The organism is Rhodobacteraceae bacterium LMO-JJ12, assembly GCA_021555075.1.
Classification (GTDB): Bacteria; Pseudomonadota; Alphaproteobacteria; order Rhodobacterales; family Rhodobacteraceae; genus JAKGBX01.
Genome location: JAKGBX010000002.1, coordinates 850,930 through 867,498 on the forward strand (window position 1 = coordinate 850,930; position 16,569 = coordinate 867,498).

The following is a 16,569-nucleotide window of genomic DNA, read 5'->3' on the forward strand; positions in this document are numbered from 1 at the left end:
CTTCAGGAAAGCACTAGGACGCAAGGCGCGACAAGGTACGTGATTCGTTACGTGCCTTTTTGCGTTTCGTCCAAGACGGCGGGTGGCAGCAATCTCGTGGTGTCATAAATCCTGCCTGAGACGGGAAACCAGATTTTTCCGGGGTTAACCTCGGGTGATTTTGGCTTTGCCCCGTAATTCGGACAAAAAGCGCAGGTCTGACCTGCAAAGTAGAGCCGGGAGGGAGTCCTCCCACAATTGGAGTGAAACTGTGGATAGAGCCCAGAAAGAGAAAGTGGTCGAGGAACTCGGCCAGATCTTTGAAAGCTCTGGCGTCGTCGTGGTAGCCCATTACGCCGGTCTGACAGTTGCTGAGATGCAGGATCTTCGTGCGCGCGCAGGCGCGGCCGAAGCTTCCGTACGTGTCGCCAAGAACAGGCTCGCCAAAATCGCCCTGGAAGGAAAGCCCTGCGCAAGCGTGGCAGAATACCTGACAGGCATGACCGTTCTGACCTATTCCGAGGATCCCGTGGCAGCAGCCAAGGTCGCCGAGGACTTTGCCAAGGAGAACACCAAGTTCGAAATCCTTGGCGGGGCAATGGGTGAGAATGCTCTGGACCGTGCCGGCGTTCAAGCCGTGTCGAAAATGCCTTCGCGTGATGAACTCATCGCGACGATCGTGGGCATGCTCGGCGCACCTGCTTCGAACATCGCTGGCGCGATTGGCGCACCTGCTTCGAATATCGCTTCCATCCTGTCCACTATCGAGGACAAGGCGGCGGCCTAAAGCAACTGAATGACCGACGTGGGGAAATCGCCCTGACGTTGGAACACATCTTAGGAAACGGAAAGCAAGTAAAATGGCTGATCTGAAAAAACTGGCGGAAGAGATTGTTGGTCTGACCCTTCTCGAAGCACAAGAACTGAAAACCATCCTGAAAGACGAATACGGCATTGAGCCCGCAGCTGGCGGCGCCGTTATGATGGCAGGCCCGGCAGATGCCGGCGGTGCTGCCGAAGAGGAAAAAACCGAGTTTGACGTGATCCTCGTCAGCCCCGGCGCCTCGAAAATCAACGTCATCAAGGAAGTCCGTGCCATCACTGGTCTGGGCCTGAAAGAAGCCAAGGAATTGGTTGAAGCTGGCGGCAAAGCTGTCAAAGAAGGCGTGTCGAAAGACGAAGCCGATGAGCTTAAAGGCAAGCTGGAAGCAGCTGGCGCCGAAGTCGAAGTCAAATAATGACGCGGTGCGCTTGATCGCGCGCCCATGAAATCGAGGCTGGATCCGGGAAATTCCGGGTCCAGCCGAACCTGTCTTGGCAAGGGCCCTTTTCGTAAGGGGGTTTTTTCCAAGGTCTGGTTCGCGGATCGGGAGGCTGCCTTTGGGACGGTAGCCATGAATTGATCCGAACTGACCGTCTCTAGGGACAAGGCACCGGGGCCCGACGGTGTGCTTGGCTCACGAGAACATGAAAAGGTGTTTGACACATGGCACAATCCTTCCTTGGCCAGAAACGTCTGCGTAAATATTACGGCAAAATCCGTGAAGTTCTGGAGATGCCGAACCTGATCGAGGTGCAGAAAAGCTCCTATGATCTGTTTCTGAATTCCGGCGATCAGGAGATTCCGCAAGACGGTGAGGGCATCAAGGGCGTGTTCCAGTCGGTTTTTCCGATCAAGGATTTTCACGAAACGTCGGTTCTGGAATTCGTCGATTACGAGCTTGAAGAGCCGAAATATGACGTTGAGGAATGCCAACAGCGCGACATGACCTATGCGGCACCTTTGAAGGTCAAGCTGCGTCTGATCGTGTTTGATGTGGACGAAGACACCGGTGCCAAATCGGTCAAGGACATCAAGGAACAAGACGTGTTCATGGGCGATATGCCCCTGATGACGCCCAACGGCACCTTTGTGGTCAACGGCACCGAGCGGGTGATCGTTTCCCAGATGCACCGCTCGCCGGGTGTGTTCTTTGACCATGACAAGGGCAAGACCCACGCCAGCGGCAAGCTTCTCTTTGCCTGCCGGATCATTCCTTATCGCGGCTCGTGGCTCGATTTCGAATTCGATGCCAAGGATATCGTGTTCTCGCGCATCGACCGTCGCCGCAAGCTGCCTGTGACTACGCTGCTCTATGCGCTGGGCATGGACCAGGAAAGCATCATGGATGCTTACTATGACACGGTCACTTATGAGCTGCGTAAGAAAGACAACGGCTGGGTCACCAAGTTCTTCCCCGAGCGTGTGCGCGGCACCCGCCCGACCTATGATCTTGTCGATGCCAAGACCGGCGAAGTGCTTGCCGAAGCGGGTAAGAAAGTCACTCCGCGCGCCGTCAAGAAGATCATCGACGAAGGCAAGGTTACCGAGCTTTTGCTGCCTTATGAGCAGATCTTGGGCAAATATGTTTCCAAGGATATCATCAACGAAGAAACCGGCGCGATTTATGTCGAAGCTGGCGACGAGTTGACGCTTGAGTATGACAAAGAAGGCAATGTCACCGGCGGATCGCTGAAAGAGCTGGTGGATGCGGGTATCACCGAGATTCCGGTTCTGGACATCGATAACGTCAATGTCGGCCCCTACATGCGCAACACCATGGCGATGGACAAGAACATGAACCGCGAAACCGCGCTCATGGATATCTATCGTGTGATGCGCCCGGGTGAGCCGCCTACGGTCGATGCCGCAAGCGCTCTGTTTGATACATTGTTCTTTGATGGCGAACGCTATGACCTTTCGGCGGTTGGCCGGGTCAAGATGAACATGCGTTTGGCGCTGGACAAACCTGACACACAGCGCACGCTGGACCGCGAAGATATCGTGGCCTGCATCAAGGCGCTTGTGATGTTGCGTGATGGCAAGGGCGATATCGACGATATTGACCACCTTGGTAACCGCCGGGTGCGCTCGGTTGGTGAACTGATGGAAAATCAGTATCGCGTTGGCCTGCTGCGTATGGAACGTGCGATCAAGGAGCGGATGTCTTCGGTCGAAATCGACACGGTGATGCCGCAGGATCTGATCAATGCCAAACCGGCCGCTGCTGCGGTGCGTGAATTCTTCGGCTCGTCGCAGCTGTCGCAGTTCATGGACCAAACCAACCCGCTTTCGGAAGTCACCCACAAACGCCGCCTTTCGGCGCTTGGGCCGGGTGGTCTGACCCGTGAGCGTGCGGGTTTTGAGGTGCGCGACGTGCACCCGACCCACTATGGTCGGATGTGCCCGATTGAAACGCCGGAAGGGCCGAACATTGGTCTGATCAACTCGCTGGCGACATTCGCCCGGGTGAACAAATATGGCTTTATCGAAACGCCTTATCGCAAGGTGGTCGATGCCAAGGTCACGGACGAAGTGCAATACATGTCCGCAACCGAGGAAATGCGCCATGTTGTGGCGCAGGCCAACGCGCATCTCGACGAGAGCGGCAAGTTCGAAAACGATCTGGTATCGACCCGTCAATCGGGCGAATACACGCTGGCGCCGCGCGAAAACGTCAACCTGATCGACGTTTCGCCCAAGCAGTTGGTATCGGTTGCGGCTTCGCTTATTCCGTTCCTTGAAAATGACGATGCGAACCGCGCCCTGATGGGGTCGAACATGCAACGTCAGGCGGTTCCGCTTCTGCGGGCCGAGGCGCCGCTTGTCGGCACCGGGATCGAAGAAGTTGTGGCACGCGACTCGGGTGCTGCGATCATGGCCAAACGTGCCGGGATCATCGACCAGGTCGATGCCCAGCGGATCGTTGTGCGCGCCACCGAAGATCTCGCGCTTGGCGATGCCGGGGTTGATATCTACCGGATGCGCAAGTTCCAACGCTCCAACCAGAACACCTGTATCAACCAGCGCCCGCTGGTGAAGGTGGGCGACACTGTGATGAAGGGTGAAGTTCTCGCGGATGGTCCGTCGACGGATATTGGCGAACTGGCCTTGGGTAAAAACGTGATCGTCGCGTTTATGCCTTGGAATGGCTACAACTATGAAGACTCGATCCTGATTTCCGAGCGCATCTCGCGCGATGACGTCTTTACCTCGATCCACATCGAGGAATTTGAAGTCGCCGCCCGTGATACCAAGCTTGGGCCAGAAGAGATCACCCGTGATATTCCCAACGTCGGCGAGGAAGCCCTGCGCAACCTTGACGAAGCGGGCATCGTTTATATCGGCGCAGATGTTGAGCCGGGCGATATCCTTGTGGGCAAGATCACACCCAAGGGCGAAAGCCCGATGACGCCGGAAGAAAAGCTTCTGCGTGCCATCTTTGGTGAGAAAGCCAGTGACGTGCGTGACACCTCGTTGCGTGTGAAGCCGGGCGATTTCGGAACGGTTGTGGAAGTGCGCGTGTTCAACCGCCACGGCGTTGAAAAAGACGAACGTGCGTTGCAGATCGAGCGTGAAGAAGTTGAACGTCTGGCACGTGACCGCGACGATGAGTTGGCCATTCTGGACCGCAACATCTATGCCCGTCTGAAAGACATGATCATGGGCAAGGTGGCTGTAAAAGGCCCCAAAGGTGTGAAATCCAACTCGGAAATCAACGACGAACTGCTTGAAACGCTGACCCGTGGTCAGTGGTGGCAGTTGGCCTTGAAAGACGAGGATGACGCCAAGATCGTCGAAGCCCTGCATGAGCAGTATGAAGTGCAGAAACGCGCTTTGGATGCCCGCTTTGAAGACAAGGTCGAGAAGGTTCGCCGTGGCGACGATTTGCCTCCGGGCGTGATGAAGATGGTCAAAGTGTTCGTGGCGGTTAAGCGCAAGCTGCAACCGGGCGACAAGATGGCCGGACGTCACGGCAACAAGGGTGTGATTTCGAAAGTGGTGCCGATGGAGGACATGCCGTTCCTCGAAGACGGCACGCCGGTCGATTTCTGCCTCAACCCGCTGGGCGTTCCCAGCCGGATGAACGTTGGTCAGATCCTTGAAACGCATATGGGCTGGGCCGCACGCGGTCTGGGTATCGATATCGACGAAGCGTTGGGTGAATTCCGCCGCTCGGGCGATCTCACGCCGGTGCGGGACGCGATGAAGCACGCCTATGGCGATGATGTCTACGAAGAAGGCATCAAGGGCATGGACGAGGGCGCGCTGATCGAAGCTGCTGGCAACGTGGTCAACGGTGTGCCGATTGCAACGCCGGTGTTTGACGGCGCCAAAGAGGCCGATGTGAACGACTCGCTGACGCGTGCTGGTTTTGACACCTCGGGTCAATCGATCCTGTTTGATGGTCGCACCGGTGAGCAGTTTGCCCGCAAGGTGACTGTGGGTGTGAAATACCTGCTCAAGCTGCACCACCTTGTGGACGACAAGATCCACGCGCGCTCGACCGGGCCATACAGCCTCGTTACTCAGCAGCCGCTGGGTGGTAAGGCACAGTTCGGTGGTCAGCGCTTTGGGGAAATGGAAGTCTGGGCTCTGGAAGCTTATGGCGCCGCTTATACGTTGCAGGAAATGCTGACCGTGAAGTCGGATGACGTTGCCGGACGGACGAAAGTCTATGAAAGCATCGTCAAGGGCGAGGATAATTTCGAGGCCGGTGTGCCGGAGAGCTTCAACGTTCTCGTGAAAGAAGTCCGCGGCCTCGGCCTGAACATGGAACTCCTGGATGCGGAGGGAGAGGATTAAGGGCTTTGGCCCCTAACCCCCTTCTCCCTTCCGCAACCAATTTGAGGACATCAAAATGAACCAGGAACTCACAAACAACCCGTTCAACCCGCTCACTCCGCCGAAGGTTTTCGACGAAATTCGCGTTTCTCTGGCAAGCCCGGAGCGGATTCTCTCGTGGTCGTATGGCGAGATCAAAAAGCCGGAAACCATCAACTATCGGACCTTCAAGCCCGAGCGTGATGGCCTGTTCTGTGCGCGTATCTTTGGCCCGATCAAAGACTATGAATGCTTGTGCGGCAAATATAAGCGCATGAAATATCGCGGCGTTGTCTGCGAGAAATGCGGTGTTGAAGTCACGCTGCAAAAAGTGCGCCGCGAGCGTATGGGCCATATCGAACTGGCCGCGCCCGTTGCCCACATCTGGTTTCTGAAATCGCTTCCCTCGCGGATCGGTCTCATGCTCGATATGACGCTGCGCGATCTGGAACGCGTGCTCTATTTCGAAAACTATGTGGTGATCGAACCGGGTCTGACCGATCTCTCCTATGGTCAGATGTTGACCGAAGAAGAATACATGGACGCGCAGGACCACTATGGCCTGGATGCTTTCACCGCCAATATCGGCGCCGAAGCAATCCGTGAAATGCTGAGCCAGATCGATCTGGATGCCGAAGCCGATCGCCTGCGCGAAGAGCTGAAGGAAGCAACCGGCGAGTTGAAGCCCAAGAAGATCATCAAACGCCTGAAAGTGGTCGAGAGCTTTATCGAATCCGGCAACCGCCCGGAATGGATGGTTCTGACCGTGATCCCGGTAATCCCGCCCGAGCTGCGCCCGCTGGTGCCGCTGGATGGTGGCCGGTTTGCCACGTCGGATCTCAACGATCTCTATCGTCGGGTGATCAACCGTAACAACCGTCTCAAGCGGCTCATCGAGCTGCGCGCGCCCGATATCATCGTGCGCAACGAAAAGCGGATGTTGCAGGAATCGGTTGATGCTCTGTTTGACAACGGTCGTCGTGGTCGTGTGATCACCGGCGCCAACAAGCGCCCGCTGAAATCGCTCAGCGATATGCTGAAAGGCAAGCAAGGTCGTTTCCGTCAAAACCTTTTGGGTAAGCGGGTCGACTTCTCGGGTCGCTCGGTCATTGTGACCGGGCCGGAATTGAAGCTGCACCAGTGCGGGTTGCCCAAGAAGATGGCGCTCGAACTGTTCAAGCCGTTCATCTATTCGCGTCTTGAAGCCAAGGGGCTGTCCTCGACGGTCAAACAGGCCAAGAAGCTGGTTGAGAAAGAACGCCCCGAAGTCTGGGATATTCTCGACGAAGTTATCCGCGAACATCCTGTCATGCTGAACCGGGCGCCGACGTTGCACCGTCTTGGCATTCAGGCGTTTGAACCGATCCTGATCGAAGGTAAGGCTATTCAGCTTCACCCGTTGGTTTGTTCGGCCTTTAACGCTGACTTTGACGGCGACCAGATGGCTGTTCACGTTCCGCTTTCGCTGGAAGCCCAGCTTGAAGCGCGCGTGTTGATGATGTCGACAAACAACGTTCTGTCGCCCGCCAACGGCGCACCGATCATCGTTCCGTCGCAGGATATGATCTTGGGGCTGTATTACACCACGATCGAGCGCGAAGGTATGGTTGGTGAGGGCATGGTATTCTCGTCAAATGACGAGGTGCAATATGCGCTGGATTCCGGGGCCGTGCATCTTCACGCCAAGGTTATCGGGCGTATGGAGCAAGTCGACCCGGACACCGGCGAAACGGTCTTCAAACGCTATGAAACCACGCCGGGCCGCATGCGGCTGGGCGCGCTCTTGCCGATGAATGCCAAGGCACCGTTTGATCTGGTCAACCGTTTGCTGCGCAAGAAGGAAGTGCAGCAGATCATTGATACGGTCTATCGCTATTGCGGTCAGAAGGAATCGGTCATCTTCTGTGATCAGATCATGACTATGGGTTTCCGCGAAGCGTTCAAGGCGGGCATTTCGTTTGGCAAGGATGACATGGTCGTCCCTGACAACAAATGGGGCCTTGTCGATGAAACCCGCGATCAGGTGAAGGATTTCGAACAACAGTATATGGACGGCCTGATCACTCAGGGTGAAAAATACAACAAGGTTGTCGATGCCTGGTCGAAGTGTAACGACAAAGTCACCGAAGCGATGATGGGCACTATTTCGGCCGACAAGCGCGACGAGAATGGTGCTGTCAGCGAGCCGAACTCGGTCTACATGATGGCGCACTCGGGCGCGCGTGGTTCTGTCACCCAGATGAAACAACTGGGCGGTATGCGTGGCCTGATGGCCAAGCCGAACGGTGACATCATCGAAACGCCGATCATCTCGAACTTCAAGGAAGGTCTGACCGTTCTTGAATACTTCAACTCGACCCACGGCGCGCGTAAAGGTCTGTCTGACACGGCTCTGAAAACAGCCAACTCGGGCTATCTGACCCGTCGTCTTGTTGACGTGGCGCAGGACTGCATCGTGCGTCAGAACGATTGCGGCACCGAGCTTGCGATCACCGCTCAGGCGGCTGTGAACGATGGTGAAGTGGTCGCGTCGCTGGCCGAACGTATCCTTGGCCGTGTGACGGCTGATGATATCTTCAAGCCGGGCACCGACGAGTTGCTGGCGCCGAAAGGTTCGTTGATTGATGAACGGATGGCGGATGCGATCGACGAGGCGGGTGTTCTTTCGACCCGTATTCGCAGCCCGTTGACCTGTGAAGCCGAAGACGGCGTCTGTGCGACATGCTATGGTCGCGATCTGGCGCGCGGCACCAAGGTCAATATCGGCGAAGCTGTGGGCATCATTGCCGCACAGTCGATCGGTGAGCCGGGCACACAGCTGACGATGCGGACGTTCCACATCGGCGGCGTGGCCCAGGGTGGTCAGCAGTCGTTCCTTGAATCGAGCCAGTCAGGCACAGTGGCGTTCGAAAACGCACAGCTTCTGGAAAACTCGGCCGGCGAATTGCTGGTTGTGGGGCGCAACATGAAGCTTGCCATTATCGACGACGAGGGCGCAGAGCGGGCCAGCCACAAGATCGGCTATGGCACGAAGCTGCACGTCAAAGATGGCGACAAGGTTTCGCGCGGTGACAAGTTGTTCGAATGGGACCCCTATACCCTGCCGATCATTGCCGAAAAGGCCGGTACCGCGAAGTATGTCGATCTTGTCTCTGGTCTCGCCGTGCGCGACGAAACCGATGATGCGACCGGCATGACCCAGAAGATCGTGATCGACTGGCGCACTGCACCCAAGGGTAACGAGCTCAAGCCTGAGATCATCCTTCAGGATGCAGATGGTGAACCGGTGCGCAACGAGGCGGGCAATCCGCTGACCTATCCGATGTCGGTGGACGCGATTCTCTCGATCGAAGACGGGCAGGATATCAAGGCGGGCGACATTGTTGCGCGGATTCCGCGTGAGGGTGCCAAGACCAAGGACATCACCGGTGGTCTGCCGCGTGTGGCCGAATTGTTCGAGGCGCGCCGTCCGAAAGATCACGCGATCATCGCGGAGATCGATGGCTATGTTCGTTATGGACGCGACTACAAGAACAAGCGCCGCATTTCGATCGAGCCTTCGGATGAAAGCCTGGAGGCGGTCGAATACATGGTGCCCAAGGGCAAGCACATTCCTGTCATGGAAGGCGATTTCGTCCAGAAGGGCGACTATATCATGGACGGCAACCCGGCGCCGCATGACATCCTGTCGATTATGGGTGTCGAAGCGCTGGCGGATTACATGATCGACGAGGTGCAGGATGTGTATCGTCTGCAAGGCGTGAAGATCAACGATAAGCATATCGAAGTGATCGTGCGCCAGATGTTGCAGAAATGGGAGATCCTCGACAGTGGTGAAACCACGCTGTTGAAGGGTGAACATGTCGACAAGCAGGAATTCGACCTGGCCAACGAAAAGGCCGAATCCAAAGGCGGACGGCCAGCCACCGGCGAGCCGATCCTTCTGGGGATCACCAAGGCGAGCTTGCAGACACGGTCGTTCATCTCGGCGGCGTCGTTCCAGGAGACCACGCGTGTGCTCACCGAAGCCTCGGTGCAGGGCAAGCGCGACAAGCTTGTCGGGCTCAAGGAAAACGTCATCGTGGGCCGTCTCATTCCGGCGGGCACCGGGGGCGCGACCATGGACATGCGCCACATCGCGCAGCAGCGTGACAACGTCGTGATCGAAGCGCGCCGCGAGGAGGCCGAAGCGGCCGCCGCTCTTGCTGCGCCCGTAGCCGATGATGTTGTTGGTGGCGATGCCTTTGACCGGTTTGTCGAAACACCCGAGAGCCGCGAAGAATAAGCACTATCGGCTCAGTAAAATCAAAGAACCCCCGCCGGGAAACTGGCGGGGGTTTTTCGTTCTGGGGTTTGTTGGAATGTCAGCTTCGAGTCCGAACCTGTCAAAACGGGAATTGCTCTTGATCCGGGAAAACTCAGCGGGTCCGTTGAATCTTACAGTCCTTGATCCAGGTTGCTGGCAGCACGTTTACGGCCACATTGGGCGGCAGTTCGTAAAACGTAATTTGCCGATAACTCCACGCAAAGGGCTTACAGTTCTTTAGCGCTGCACCATGCAGGAAAAACTGAAATTCACGCGGTGCATTGCGGAAAGAGGCGAAAATGGACGATTGAATTTCCACGTCCGGTCCAAACCTCTTGACAATGCGACCCCGTTGAATTTCGGCGTAACCACCGATCAGAAGTGCGGCCAGGCCCATTGAAATTGATATGAAAACGGCGGGAAGGAGGACGCGCGGCAATCCCTGCCGCAGTGCAAACATGGTTGCGAAAATCGCGAGCAGTATGGCAACGGGAATAAGCGCGGGCCAGTAAGCCAATCCCAACCGCTCTTGCCAAAACATCAACAGAGCTATTGCGTGCAGCGGCCCTCCGAACAACAGAACGGAAGTGAAACCGTAAGCAACTATACCGAACAACGCAGACTTCAAGAATGTCACTGCTTTTGGCCACCCAAAGCTTGGGTCACAACTGCTCCCGTTGCACGAATAGCATCAATATCGCCCTTCTGCCAACGCCAGCCTTGTACCGCCAATCCGCTCTCAGCCTCTGGCAAATGCCCCGGCTTCGGCCATCTGGGCAAACATGTCTTCCATGGTCTGTTGCATCGGGCGATAGGTGAGGCCCAACGCGCGCACGGCCTTGGAATTGTCGGCGCGCCAAGGCACGTTCACATTTCGTGACACGAACTTGCGCGAGAGCCCCTGGCTCGGCCCGACGAGCCACAACAGCCATTTCGGCAGGGCGCGGCGGGGCAGGGGGTAATCCTTGCCAAAGCGTTCTTGCAGGCAGAGCGTCAGTTCGAGCAGGTGGGTTTCATGCGCCGAGACGATGTTGCGCCCCGAAGCCGCGGGCAGATAGGCCGCCGCGAGATGCGCATGCGCGAGATCGCGCACGTCGACCATACCGAACCCAAGCCGCGGTGCGCCCATCCTGAACGTGCCGTTGCCGACCTGCCGCATGATGTTGAAGCTTTCCGAACTGGGCAGGCCATGTGCCGCCGGCCCCATCACCAGCGACGGGTTTATCACCACCAGATCCCATTGTGATTGTGCCTCGGCTACCTTCCATGCCTCGCGCTCGGCCACTGTCTTGGAATAGCTGTAGGGCTGGTAATCAAGCGAGGCGGTCTGGTTCCAGACGGTTTCGTCGATCCGTCCGTTCGGCGTCTGCACCGTGTCACGTGCATCTGTATAGATCGCCGCGCAGGAGCTGGTCAGTACCACTCGCTTTACAGAGGGGGTGCGGGTTGCCTCGTTCAAGACGTTGCCTGTGCCGAGAAGGGCAGGGTCGATCAGCTCTTTCTGCGGATCCTTCACATTGGTTTTGAACGGCGACGCGGTGTGAAACACGGTGCTGCACCCTGCCATCGCCGCAGCGTAAGAGCCATCTTCGAGCAGATCGGCAGCAAAGAGGTGCAGCGTGCCGGGGGCAGCTTGGGCCATGGCTTTCAAGGGTGCTACCTTGGGGCTTTCGGGGTCACGCACCGCGCCGTGCACGGTCACTCCGGCATCAAGCAGATGCTTGACGATCCAGCCCGCGACGTAGCCGCTGGCGCCAGTGACAAGCACCGGGGACGTGGTGTCGATTTCAAACATCCGGCTCTCCTTTCGGGTCAAATCCCTGCGATGTGTCTGAGGTAAGCATGCAGGGCGCAGAGCGCAATTGCGGTTTGTGCCAAGAGACTTGCAATCCGCGCCAACTGCCCTGCAACGTGATGGCTTCCCTTTCCGCTATATCCGGTGTTCTTTTAGCGACGTGTAATTTCGGAAGGCCGGACCCATGGACAGGCGTGACAATTTCAAAGGCGCGCTTTTGATGATGGCGTCGATGTTTTCGTTCACGCTCAACGATACGTTCATCAAGCTTCTGGCCGGGCAGGTACCGCTGAACCAGGTGTTGTTTCTGCGCGGGGTTCTGACCACTGTGTTGATCTATGTGATGATCCGTCTCATGGGGCCAATGCGTTGGCGAATCCCGCGTCGTGACGCGTGGCTGGTGGCCCTGCGTGTGCTGGCCGAGGCGGCATCGGCGTATTTTTTTCTCACCGCGCTGTTCAACATGCCCCTCGCCAATGTCACGGCGATTTTACAATCGTTGCCGCTGACCATCACCCTAGCCGCAGCCGTGTTCTTGCGCGAGCCGGTGGGCTGGCGCCGGTTGGGGGCGATCCTTGTGGGATTCGCCGGAGTCATGCTGATCGTGCGGCCGGGGGCGTCGGATTTCACGATCTTTTCGGTCTATGGGCTTGTTGCCGTGGGGTTTGTCACCGTCCGCGATCTGGCAACGCGGCGCCTGTCGCCTGAGACTCCGTCGATGTTGGTCACGCTGCTATCCTCGGCGGGGGTGATGGTGTTTTTCGGGGTCTCCAGCCTGAGCGACGAATGGGTGGCATTGGAAACGCACCAGATGTTTTATGTCCTGGCCGCATCTGTGATGATCATCGGCGGGTATGTTTGTTCGATTATGGTGATGCGGGTGGGCGAGATCAGCTTTGTGGCACCATTCCGCTATACCGGTTTGATCTGGGCGTTGCTGTTGGGCTATTTCGTGTTCGGCGACTGGCCGGGCATGCTGACGCTTGTCGGGGCCGGGATCGTGGTGAGCATGGGGATCTATACGCTCTACCGGGACGCTCGGGCCAAGCGGAGATTACTGTTGCGCCGCGCCGTCTGAGCGGCGTCACGCCTGGCGTTTTGTCATCGTCTGGACCCTTGTTGCGCCAAGACGAAATCGCTGCGCCTGCCTGTGTTGACAAGGTCTGCGACTCCCCCTATACGCGCCCCATCCGGTAAGGGGGAAACCCCATCGCCGATAGCAGACCTGTAGTGGACACGATCCGGGCTAATGCTGCTCCGATCCTCTGGAAACCCACCGCGTCGTTCACCTCGGAATGGGAACGATAGCGGTTTTTGCGTGTTGTGGACGCACGATGCGCGCGAGATTTTGGAAACGAGCATGGGGACACCCATGCAAACACATGTGTTGAGAAACGGGGAAAGAAGCCCAATGCCAACGATCCAGCAGCTGATCCGCAAGCCGCGTCAGCCCAAAGTTAAACGCTCAAAGTCCCTCCATCTTGAGGGCAACCCGCAAAAACGTGGTGTTTGCACACGCGTCTATACCACAACGCCGAAGAAGCCGAACTCGGCCATGCGGAAGGTTGCAAAAGTGCGCCTGACCAATGGTTTTGAGGTGATTTCCTATATCGGCGGTGAAAGCCACAACCTTCAGGAGCACTCTGTTGTCCTGATCCGTGGCGGTCGCGTAAAAGACCTTCCCGGCGTTCGTTACCACATCCTGCGCGGCGTTCTCGATACGCAAGGCGTCAAGGATCGTAAACAACGTCGTTCGAAATACGGCGCCAAGCGTCCGAAGTAAGTTTTTCGGGCGTCCCGGACATGGTTCGGGGCCTCGCCCGCAGAGGAACAAGAGGAATACGAGATGTCCCGTCGCCACGCCGCAGAAAAACGCGAAGTGCTTCCCGACGCCAAATACGGCGATCGGGTTCTGACCAAATTCATGAACAACCTTATGCTCGACGGCAAGAAATCGGCCGCCGAGAAGATCGTCTATGGCGCGCTGGATCGTGTCGAAGACAAGATCAAACGCGCCCCGCTGGAAGTTTTCCACGAAGCGCTTGAAAACATCCAGCCCAGCGTCGAGGTTCGCTCGCGCCGTGTTGGTGGTGCCACCTATCAGGTGCCCGTTGAAGTGCGCCCCGAGCGTCGTCAGGCGCTGGCGATCCGCTGGCTGATCAACGCCAGCCGGGCACGCAACGAACACACCATGCAGGAACGCCTTGCCGGCGAACTTATGGATGCTGTTCAATCGCGTGGCTCCGCGGTGAAAAAGCGCGAAGACACTCACAAGATGGCCGACGCGAACAAAGCGTTCAGCCATTACCGCTGGTAATACTTTAGAGGCATCTGACCCATGGCACGCGACTATCCGCTCGAACGCTACCGTAACTTCGGCATCATGGCCCATATCGATGCAGGTAAAACAACCTGTAGCGAACGGATCCTGTTTTATACCGGTAAAAACCACGTCATGGGCGAAACCCATGAAGGCGCCTCCACCATGGATTGGATGGAGCAGGAGCAGGAGCGTGGTATCACCATCACGTCGGCTGCGACCACCACCTTCTGGGAACGTACAGAAGACGGCGTGACGCCGGATTCCGAAAAGCACCGGATGAACATCATCGATACGCCCGGCCACGTTGACTTCACGATTGAGGTTGAGCGTTCGCTGGCGGTTCTTGATGGTGCTGTTGCTGTTCTTGACGCCAACGCCGGTGTTGAGCCGCAGACCGAAACCGTGTGGCGTCAGGCTGATCGTTACAAGGTTCCGCGTCTTGTGTTCGTCAACAAGATGGACAAGATCGGTGCGGATTTCTTTAACTGCGTGCGCATGATCGAAGACCGCACCGGCGCCCGCGCGGTTCCGGTTGGTATTCCGATCGGTGCCGAGACCGAGCTGGAAGGCCTGGTTGATCTGGTGACCATGGAAGAGTGGCTTTGGCAGGGTGATGATCTGGGCGCAAGCTGGGTCAAAGCGCCGATCCGTGATGAGCTGAAAGACATGGCCGATGAGTGGCGCGGCAAGATGATCGAAGCGGCCGTCGAAGAAGACGACGATGCGATGGAAGCCTATCTTGAAGGCGAAGAGCCCGATATCGCCACTCTGCGCAAACTGCTGCGCAAGGGCACTCTGGCGCTGCATTTCGTGCCGGTCCTGGGCGGCTCTGCCTTTAAGAACAAAGGTGTTCAGCCGCTCCTGAATGCTGTGGTCGACTATCTGCCCAGCCCGATGGACGTTGTCGATTACATGGGCTTCAAACCCGGTGATGAGACGGAAACCCGTAATATCCCGCGTCGCGCGGATGATAATATGGCGTTCTCGGCGTTGGCATTCAAAATCATGAACGACCCATTTGTCGGTTCGCTGACCTTCACGCGCATCTATTCCGGTGTTCTGAACAAGGGCGATACGCTCTTGAATTCGACCAAGGGCAAGAAAGAGCGCGTTGGCCGGATGATGATGATGCACTCGATCAACCGCGAGGAAATCACCGAAGCGTTTGCGGGTGACATCATTGCGTTGGCCGGTCTGAAAGACACCACAACGGGTGACACGCTCTGCGCCGTCAACGACCCGGTGGTTCTGGAAACCATGACCTTCCCCGATCCGGTCATCGAGATCGCGGTTGAGCCGAAAACCAAGGCTGACCAAGAGAAGATGAGCCAGGGTCTGGCCCGTTTGGCTGCCGAAGATCCGTCGTTCCGCGTCGAAACCGATATAGAAAGCGGTCAGACGATCATGAAGGGCATGGGCGAACTTCACCTCGACATTCTGGTGGATCGTCTCAAGCGCGAATTCAAGGTTGAAGCCAACATCGGCGCGCCGCAGGTGGCGTATCGTGAGACGGTCAGCCGTGAAGCTGAAATCGTTTACACCCACAAGAAACAGTCGGGTGGTTCGGGTCAGTTCGCCGAGGTCAAGATGATCATCACGCCAACAGAGCCGGGCGAAGGGTATTCGTTCGAATCCCGCGTGGTTGGTGGCTCGGTGCCCAAGGAATATATCCCGGGTGTTGAAAAAGGCATCAAATCGGTCATGGATTCAGGTCCGCTGGCTGGCTTCCCGGTGATCGACTTCAAAGTGGCGCTGATCGAAGGCAAATACCACGACGTTGACTCCTCGGTTCTTGCCTTTGAAATCGCAGCCCGTATGGGGATGCGTGAAGGCATGAAAAAGGCCGGCGCCAAGCTGCTGGAACCGATCATGAAAGTCGAAGTGATTACGCCGGAAGAATACACCGGCGGCATCATTGGCGACCTGACATCGCGTCGTGGTCAAGTGACGGGTCAGGAACAACGCGGCAATGCCATCGCGATTGATGTGTTCGTTCCGTTGGCCAACATGTTCGGCTATATCAACACGTTGCGTTCGATGTCTTCGGGCCGGGCGAACTTCACCATGCAGTTCGACCACTACGAGCCGGTGCCGCAGAATATCAGCGACGAGATCCAGTCCAAATACGCATAGAAGCGGTGGGCAAATTGCCCACCCTCTCCAGAAACAAAGGGTGGGTGATCCGCCCACCAAACGACCAGACAAGAAGGAGCCAGCATCATGGCAAAGGCAAAGTTTGAACGTAACAAACCGCACGTGAACATCGGGACTGTTGGTCACGTTGACCACGGCAAGACAACGCTGACGGCGGCGATCACCAAGTATTTTGGCGATTTCAAAGCCTATGACCAGATCGACGGCGCGCCCGAAGAAAAGGCACGCGGCATCACGATCTCGACCGCACACGTGGAATACGAGACCGAGAACCGCCACTATGCGCACGTCGATTGCCCCGGCCACGCTGACTATGTGAAGAACATGATCACCGGTGCGGCGCAGATGGACGGCGCGATCCTGGTTGT

General features: G+C 57.1%; 11 protein-coding genes. 9 read left to right on the plus strand and 2 right to left on the minus strand.

Features of this window, described 5'->3' with window-relative positions; genetic code table 11:
- Nucleotides 1–250: 250 nt before the first annotated feature.
- From rplJ to rpoC, 4 genes are all read left to right on the plus strand, one after another.
- Nucleotides 251–766 carry a 50S ribosomal protein L10 gene (rplJ, locus tag LZG00_16160; protein ID MCF3595526.1) on the plus strand — a complete coding sequence of 172 codons (516 nt, stop codon included), beginning with the start codon at nt 251–253 and terminating at the stop codon, nt 764–766.
- Between the two features lie 73 nt (nt 767–839).
- Nucleotides 840–1,217: a 50S ribosomal protein L7/L12 gene (gene rplL / locus LZG00_16165; protein ID MCF3595527.1), complete on the plus strand. Its 378-nt coding sequence runs from the start codon at nt 840–842 to the stop codon at nt 1,215–1,217.
- Nucleotides 1,218–1,465: 248 nt separating this feature from the next.
- On the plus strand, nt 1,466–5,605 hold the full coding sequence (gene rpoB, locus LZG00_16170) for a DNA-directed RNA polymerase subunit beta (GenBank protein ID MCF3595528.1): 4,140 nt from the start codon (nt 1,466–1,468) through the stop codon (nt 5,603–5,605).
- A 55-nt stretch (nt 5,606–5,660) separates the two neighbouring features.
- Nucleotides 5,661–9,908 carry a DNA-directed RNA polymerase subunit beta' gene (gene rpoC, locus LZG00_16175; protein ID MCF3595529.1) on the plus strand — a complete coding sequence of 1,416 codons (4,248 nt, stop codon included), beginning with the start codon at nt 5,661–5,663 and terminating at the stop codon, nt 9,906–9,908.
- A gap of 133 nt (nt 9,909–10,041) precedes the next feature.
- Here rpoC and LZG00_16180 read toward each other — a convergent pair whose 3' ends face one another.
- Nucleotides 10,042–10,557, minus strand: coding sequence for a hypothetical protein (locus LZG00_16180; protein ID MCF3595530.1), 516 nt, complete (start codon nt 10,555–10,557; stop codon nt 10,042–10,044).
- 111 nt (nt 10,558–10,668) lie between these two features.
- Nucleotides 10,669–11,724, minus strand: a complete 1,056-nt coding sequence (locus LZG00_16185) for an NAD-dependent epimerase/dehydratase family protein (protein ID MCF3595531.1) — start codon at nt 11,722–11,724, stop codon at nt 10,669–10,671.
- A gap of 184 nt (nt 11,725–11,908) precedes the next feature.
- Between LZG00_16185 and LZG00_16190 the strand changes: the two genes are divergently transcribed.
- The 5 genes from LZG00_16190 to LZG00_16210 form a co-directional block, all read left to right on the plus strand.
- A complete protein-coding gene (locus LZG00_16190; GenBank protein ID MCF3595532.1) occupies nt 11,909–12,802 on the plus strand; it encodes a DMT family transporter in 894 nt (297 codons plus the stop codon).
- 333 nt (nt 12,803–13,135) lie between these two features.
- The gene (gene rpsL, locus LZG00_16195; protein ID MCF3595533.1) at nt 13,136–13,507 is read left to right on the plus strand and encodes a 30S ribosomal protein S12; all 372 of its coding nucleotides are present in this window, start codon (nt 13,136–13,138) and stop codon (nt 13,505–13,507) included.
- Between the two features lie 63 nt (nt 13,508–13,570).
- Complete coding sequence (gene rpsG, locus LZG00_16200; GenBank protein ID MCF3595534.1) at nt 13,571–14,041, plus strand: 30S ribosomal protein S7; 471 nt, start codon at nt 13,571–13,573, stop codon at nt 14,039–14,041.
- A 21-nt stretch (nt 14,042–14,062) separates the two neighbouring features.
- Nucleotides 14,063–16,180 carry an elongation factor G gene (gene fusA / locus LZG00_16205; protein MCF3595535.1) on the plus strand — a complete coding sequence of 706 codons (2,118 nt, stop codon included), beginning with the start codon at nt 14,063–14,065 and terminating at the stop codon, nt 16,178–16,180.
- A gap of 87 nt (nt 16,181–16,267) precedes the next feature.
- Nucleotides 16,268–16,569, plus strand: a 302-nt coding sequence (locus LZG00_16210) for a GTP-binding protein (GenBank protein MCF3595536.1), incomplete at its 3' end; no start/stop codon positions are given.

What these genes read in the sequence shown, in the direction of transcription:
- fusA (MCF3595535.1), top strand. Translation starts at nt 14,063, where the DNA reads ATGGCACGCGACTATCCGCTCGAACGCTACCGTAACTTCGGCATCATG.
- rpoB (MCF3595528.1), top strand. Translation starts at nt 1,466, where the DNA reads ATGGCACAATCCTTCCTTGGCCAGAAACGTCTGCGTAAATATTACGGC.
- LZG00_16185 (MCF3595531.1), bottom strand. Translation starts at nt 11,724, where the DNA reads ATGTTTGAAATCGACACCACGTCCCCGGTGCTTGTCACTGGCGCCAGC.
- rpsL (MCF3595533.1), top strand. Translation starts at nt 13,136, where the DNA reads ATGCCAACGATCCAGCAGCTGATCCGCAAGCCGCGTCAGCCCAAAGTT.
- rpsG (MCF3595534.1), top strand. Translation starts at nt 13,571, where the DNA reads ATGTCCCGTCGCCACGCCGCAGAAAAACGCGAAGTGCTTCCCGACGCC.
- rpoC (MCF3595529.1), top strand. Translation starts at nt 5,661, where the DNA reads ATGAACCAGGAACTCACAAACAACCCGTTCAACCCGCTCACTCCGCCG.
- LZG00_16190 (MCF3595532.1), top strand. Translation starts at nt 11,909, where the DNA reads ATGGACAGGCGTGACAATTTCAAAGGCGCGCTTTTGATGATGGCGTCG.
- rplL (MCF3595527.1), top strand. Translation starts at nt 840, where the DNA reads ATGGCTGATCTGAAAAAACTGGCGGAAGAGATTGTTGGTCTGACCCTT.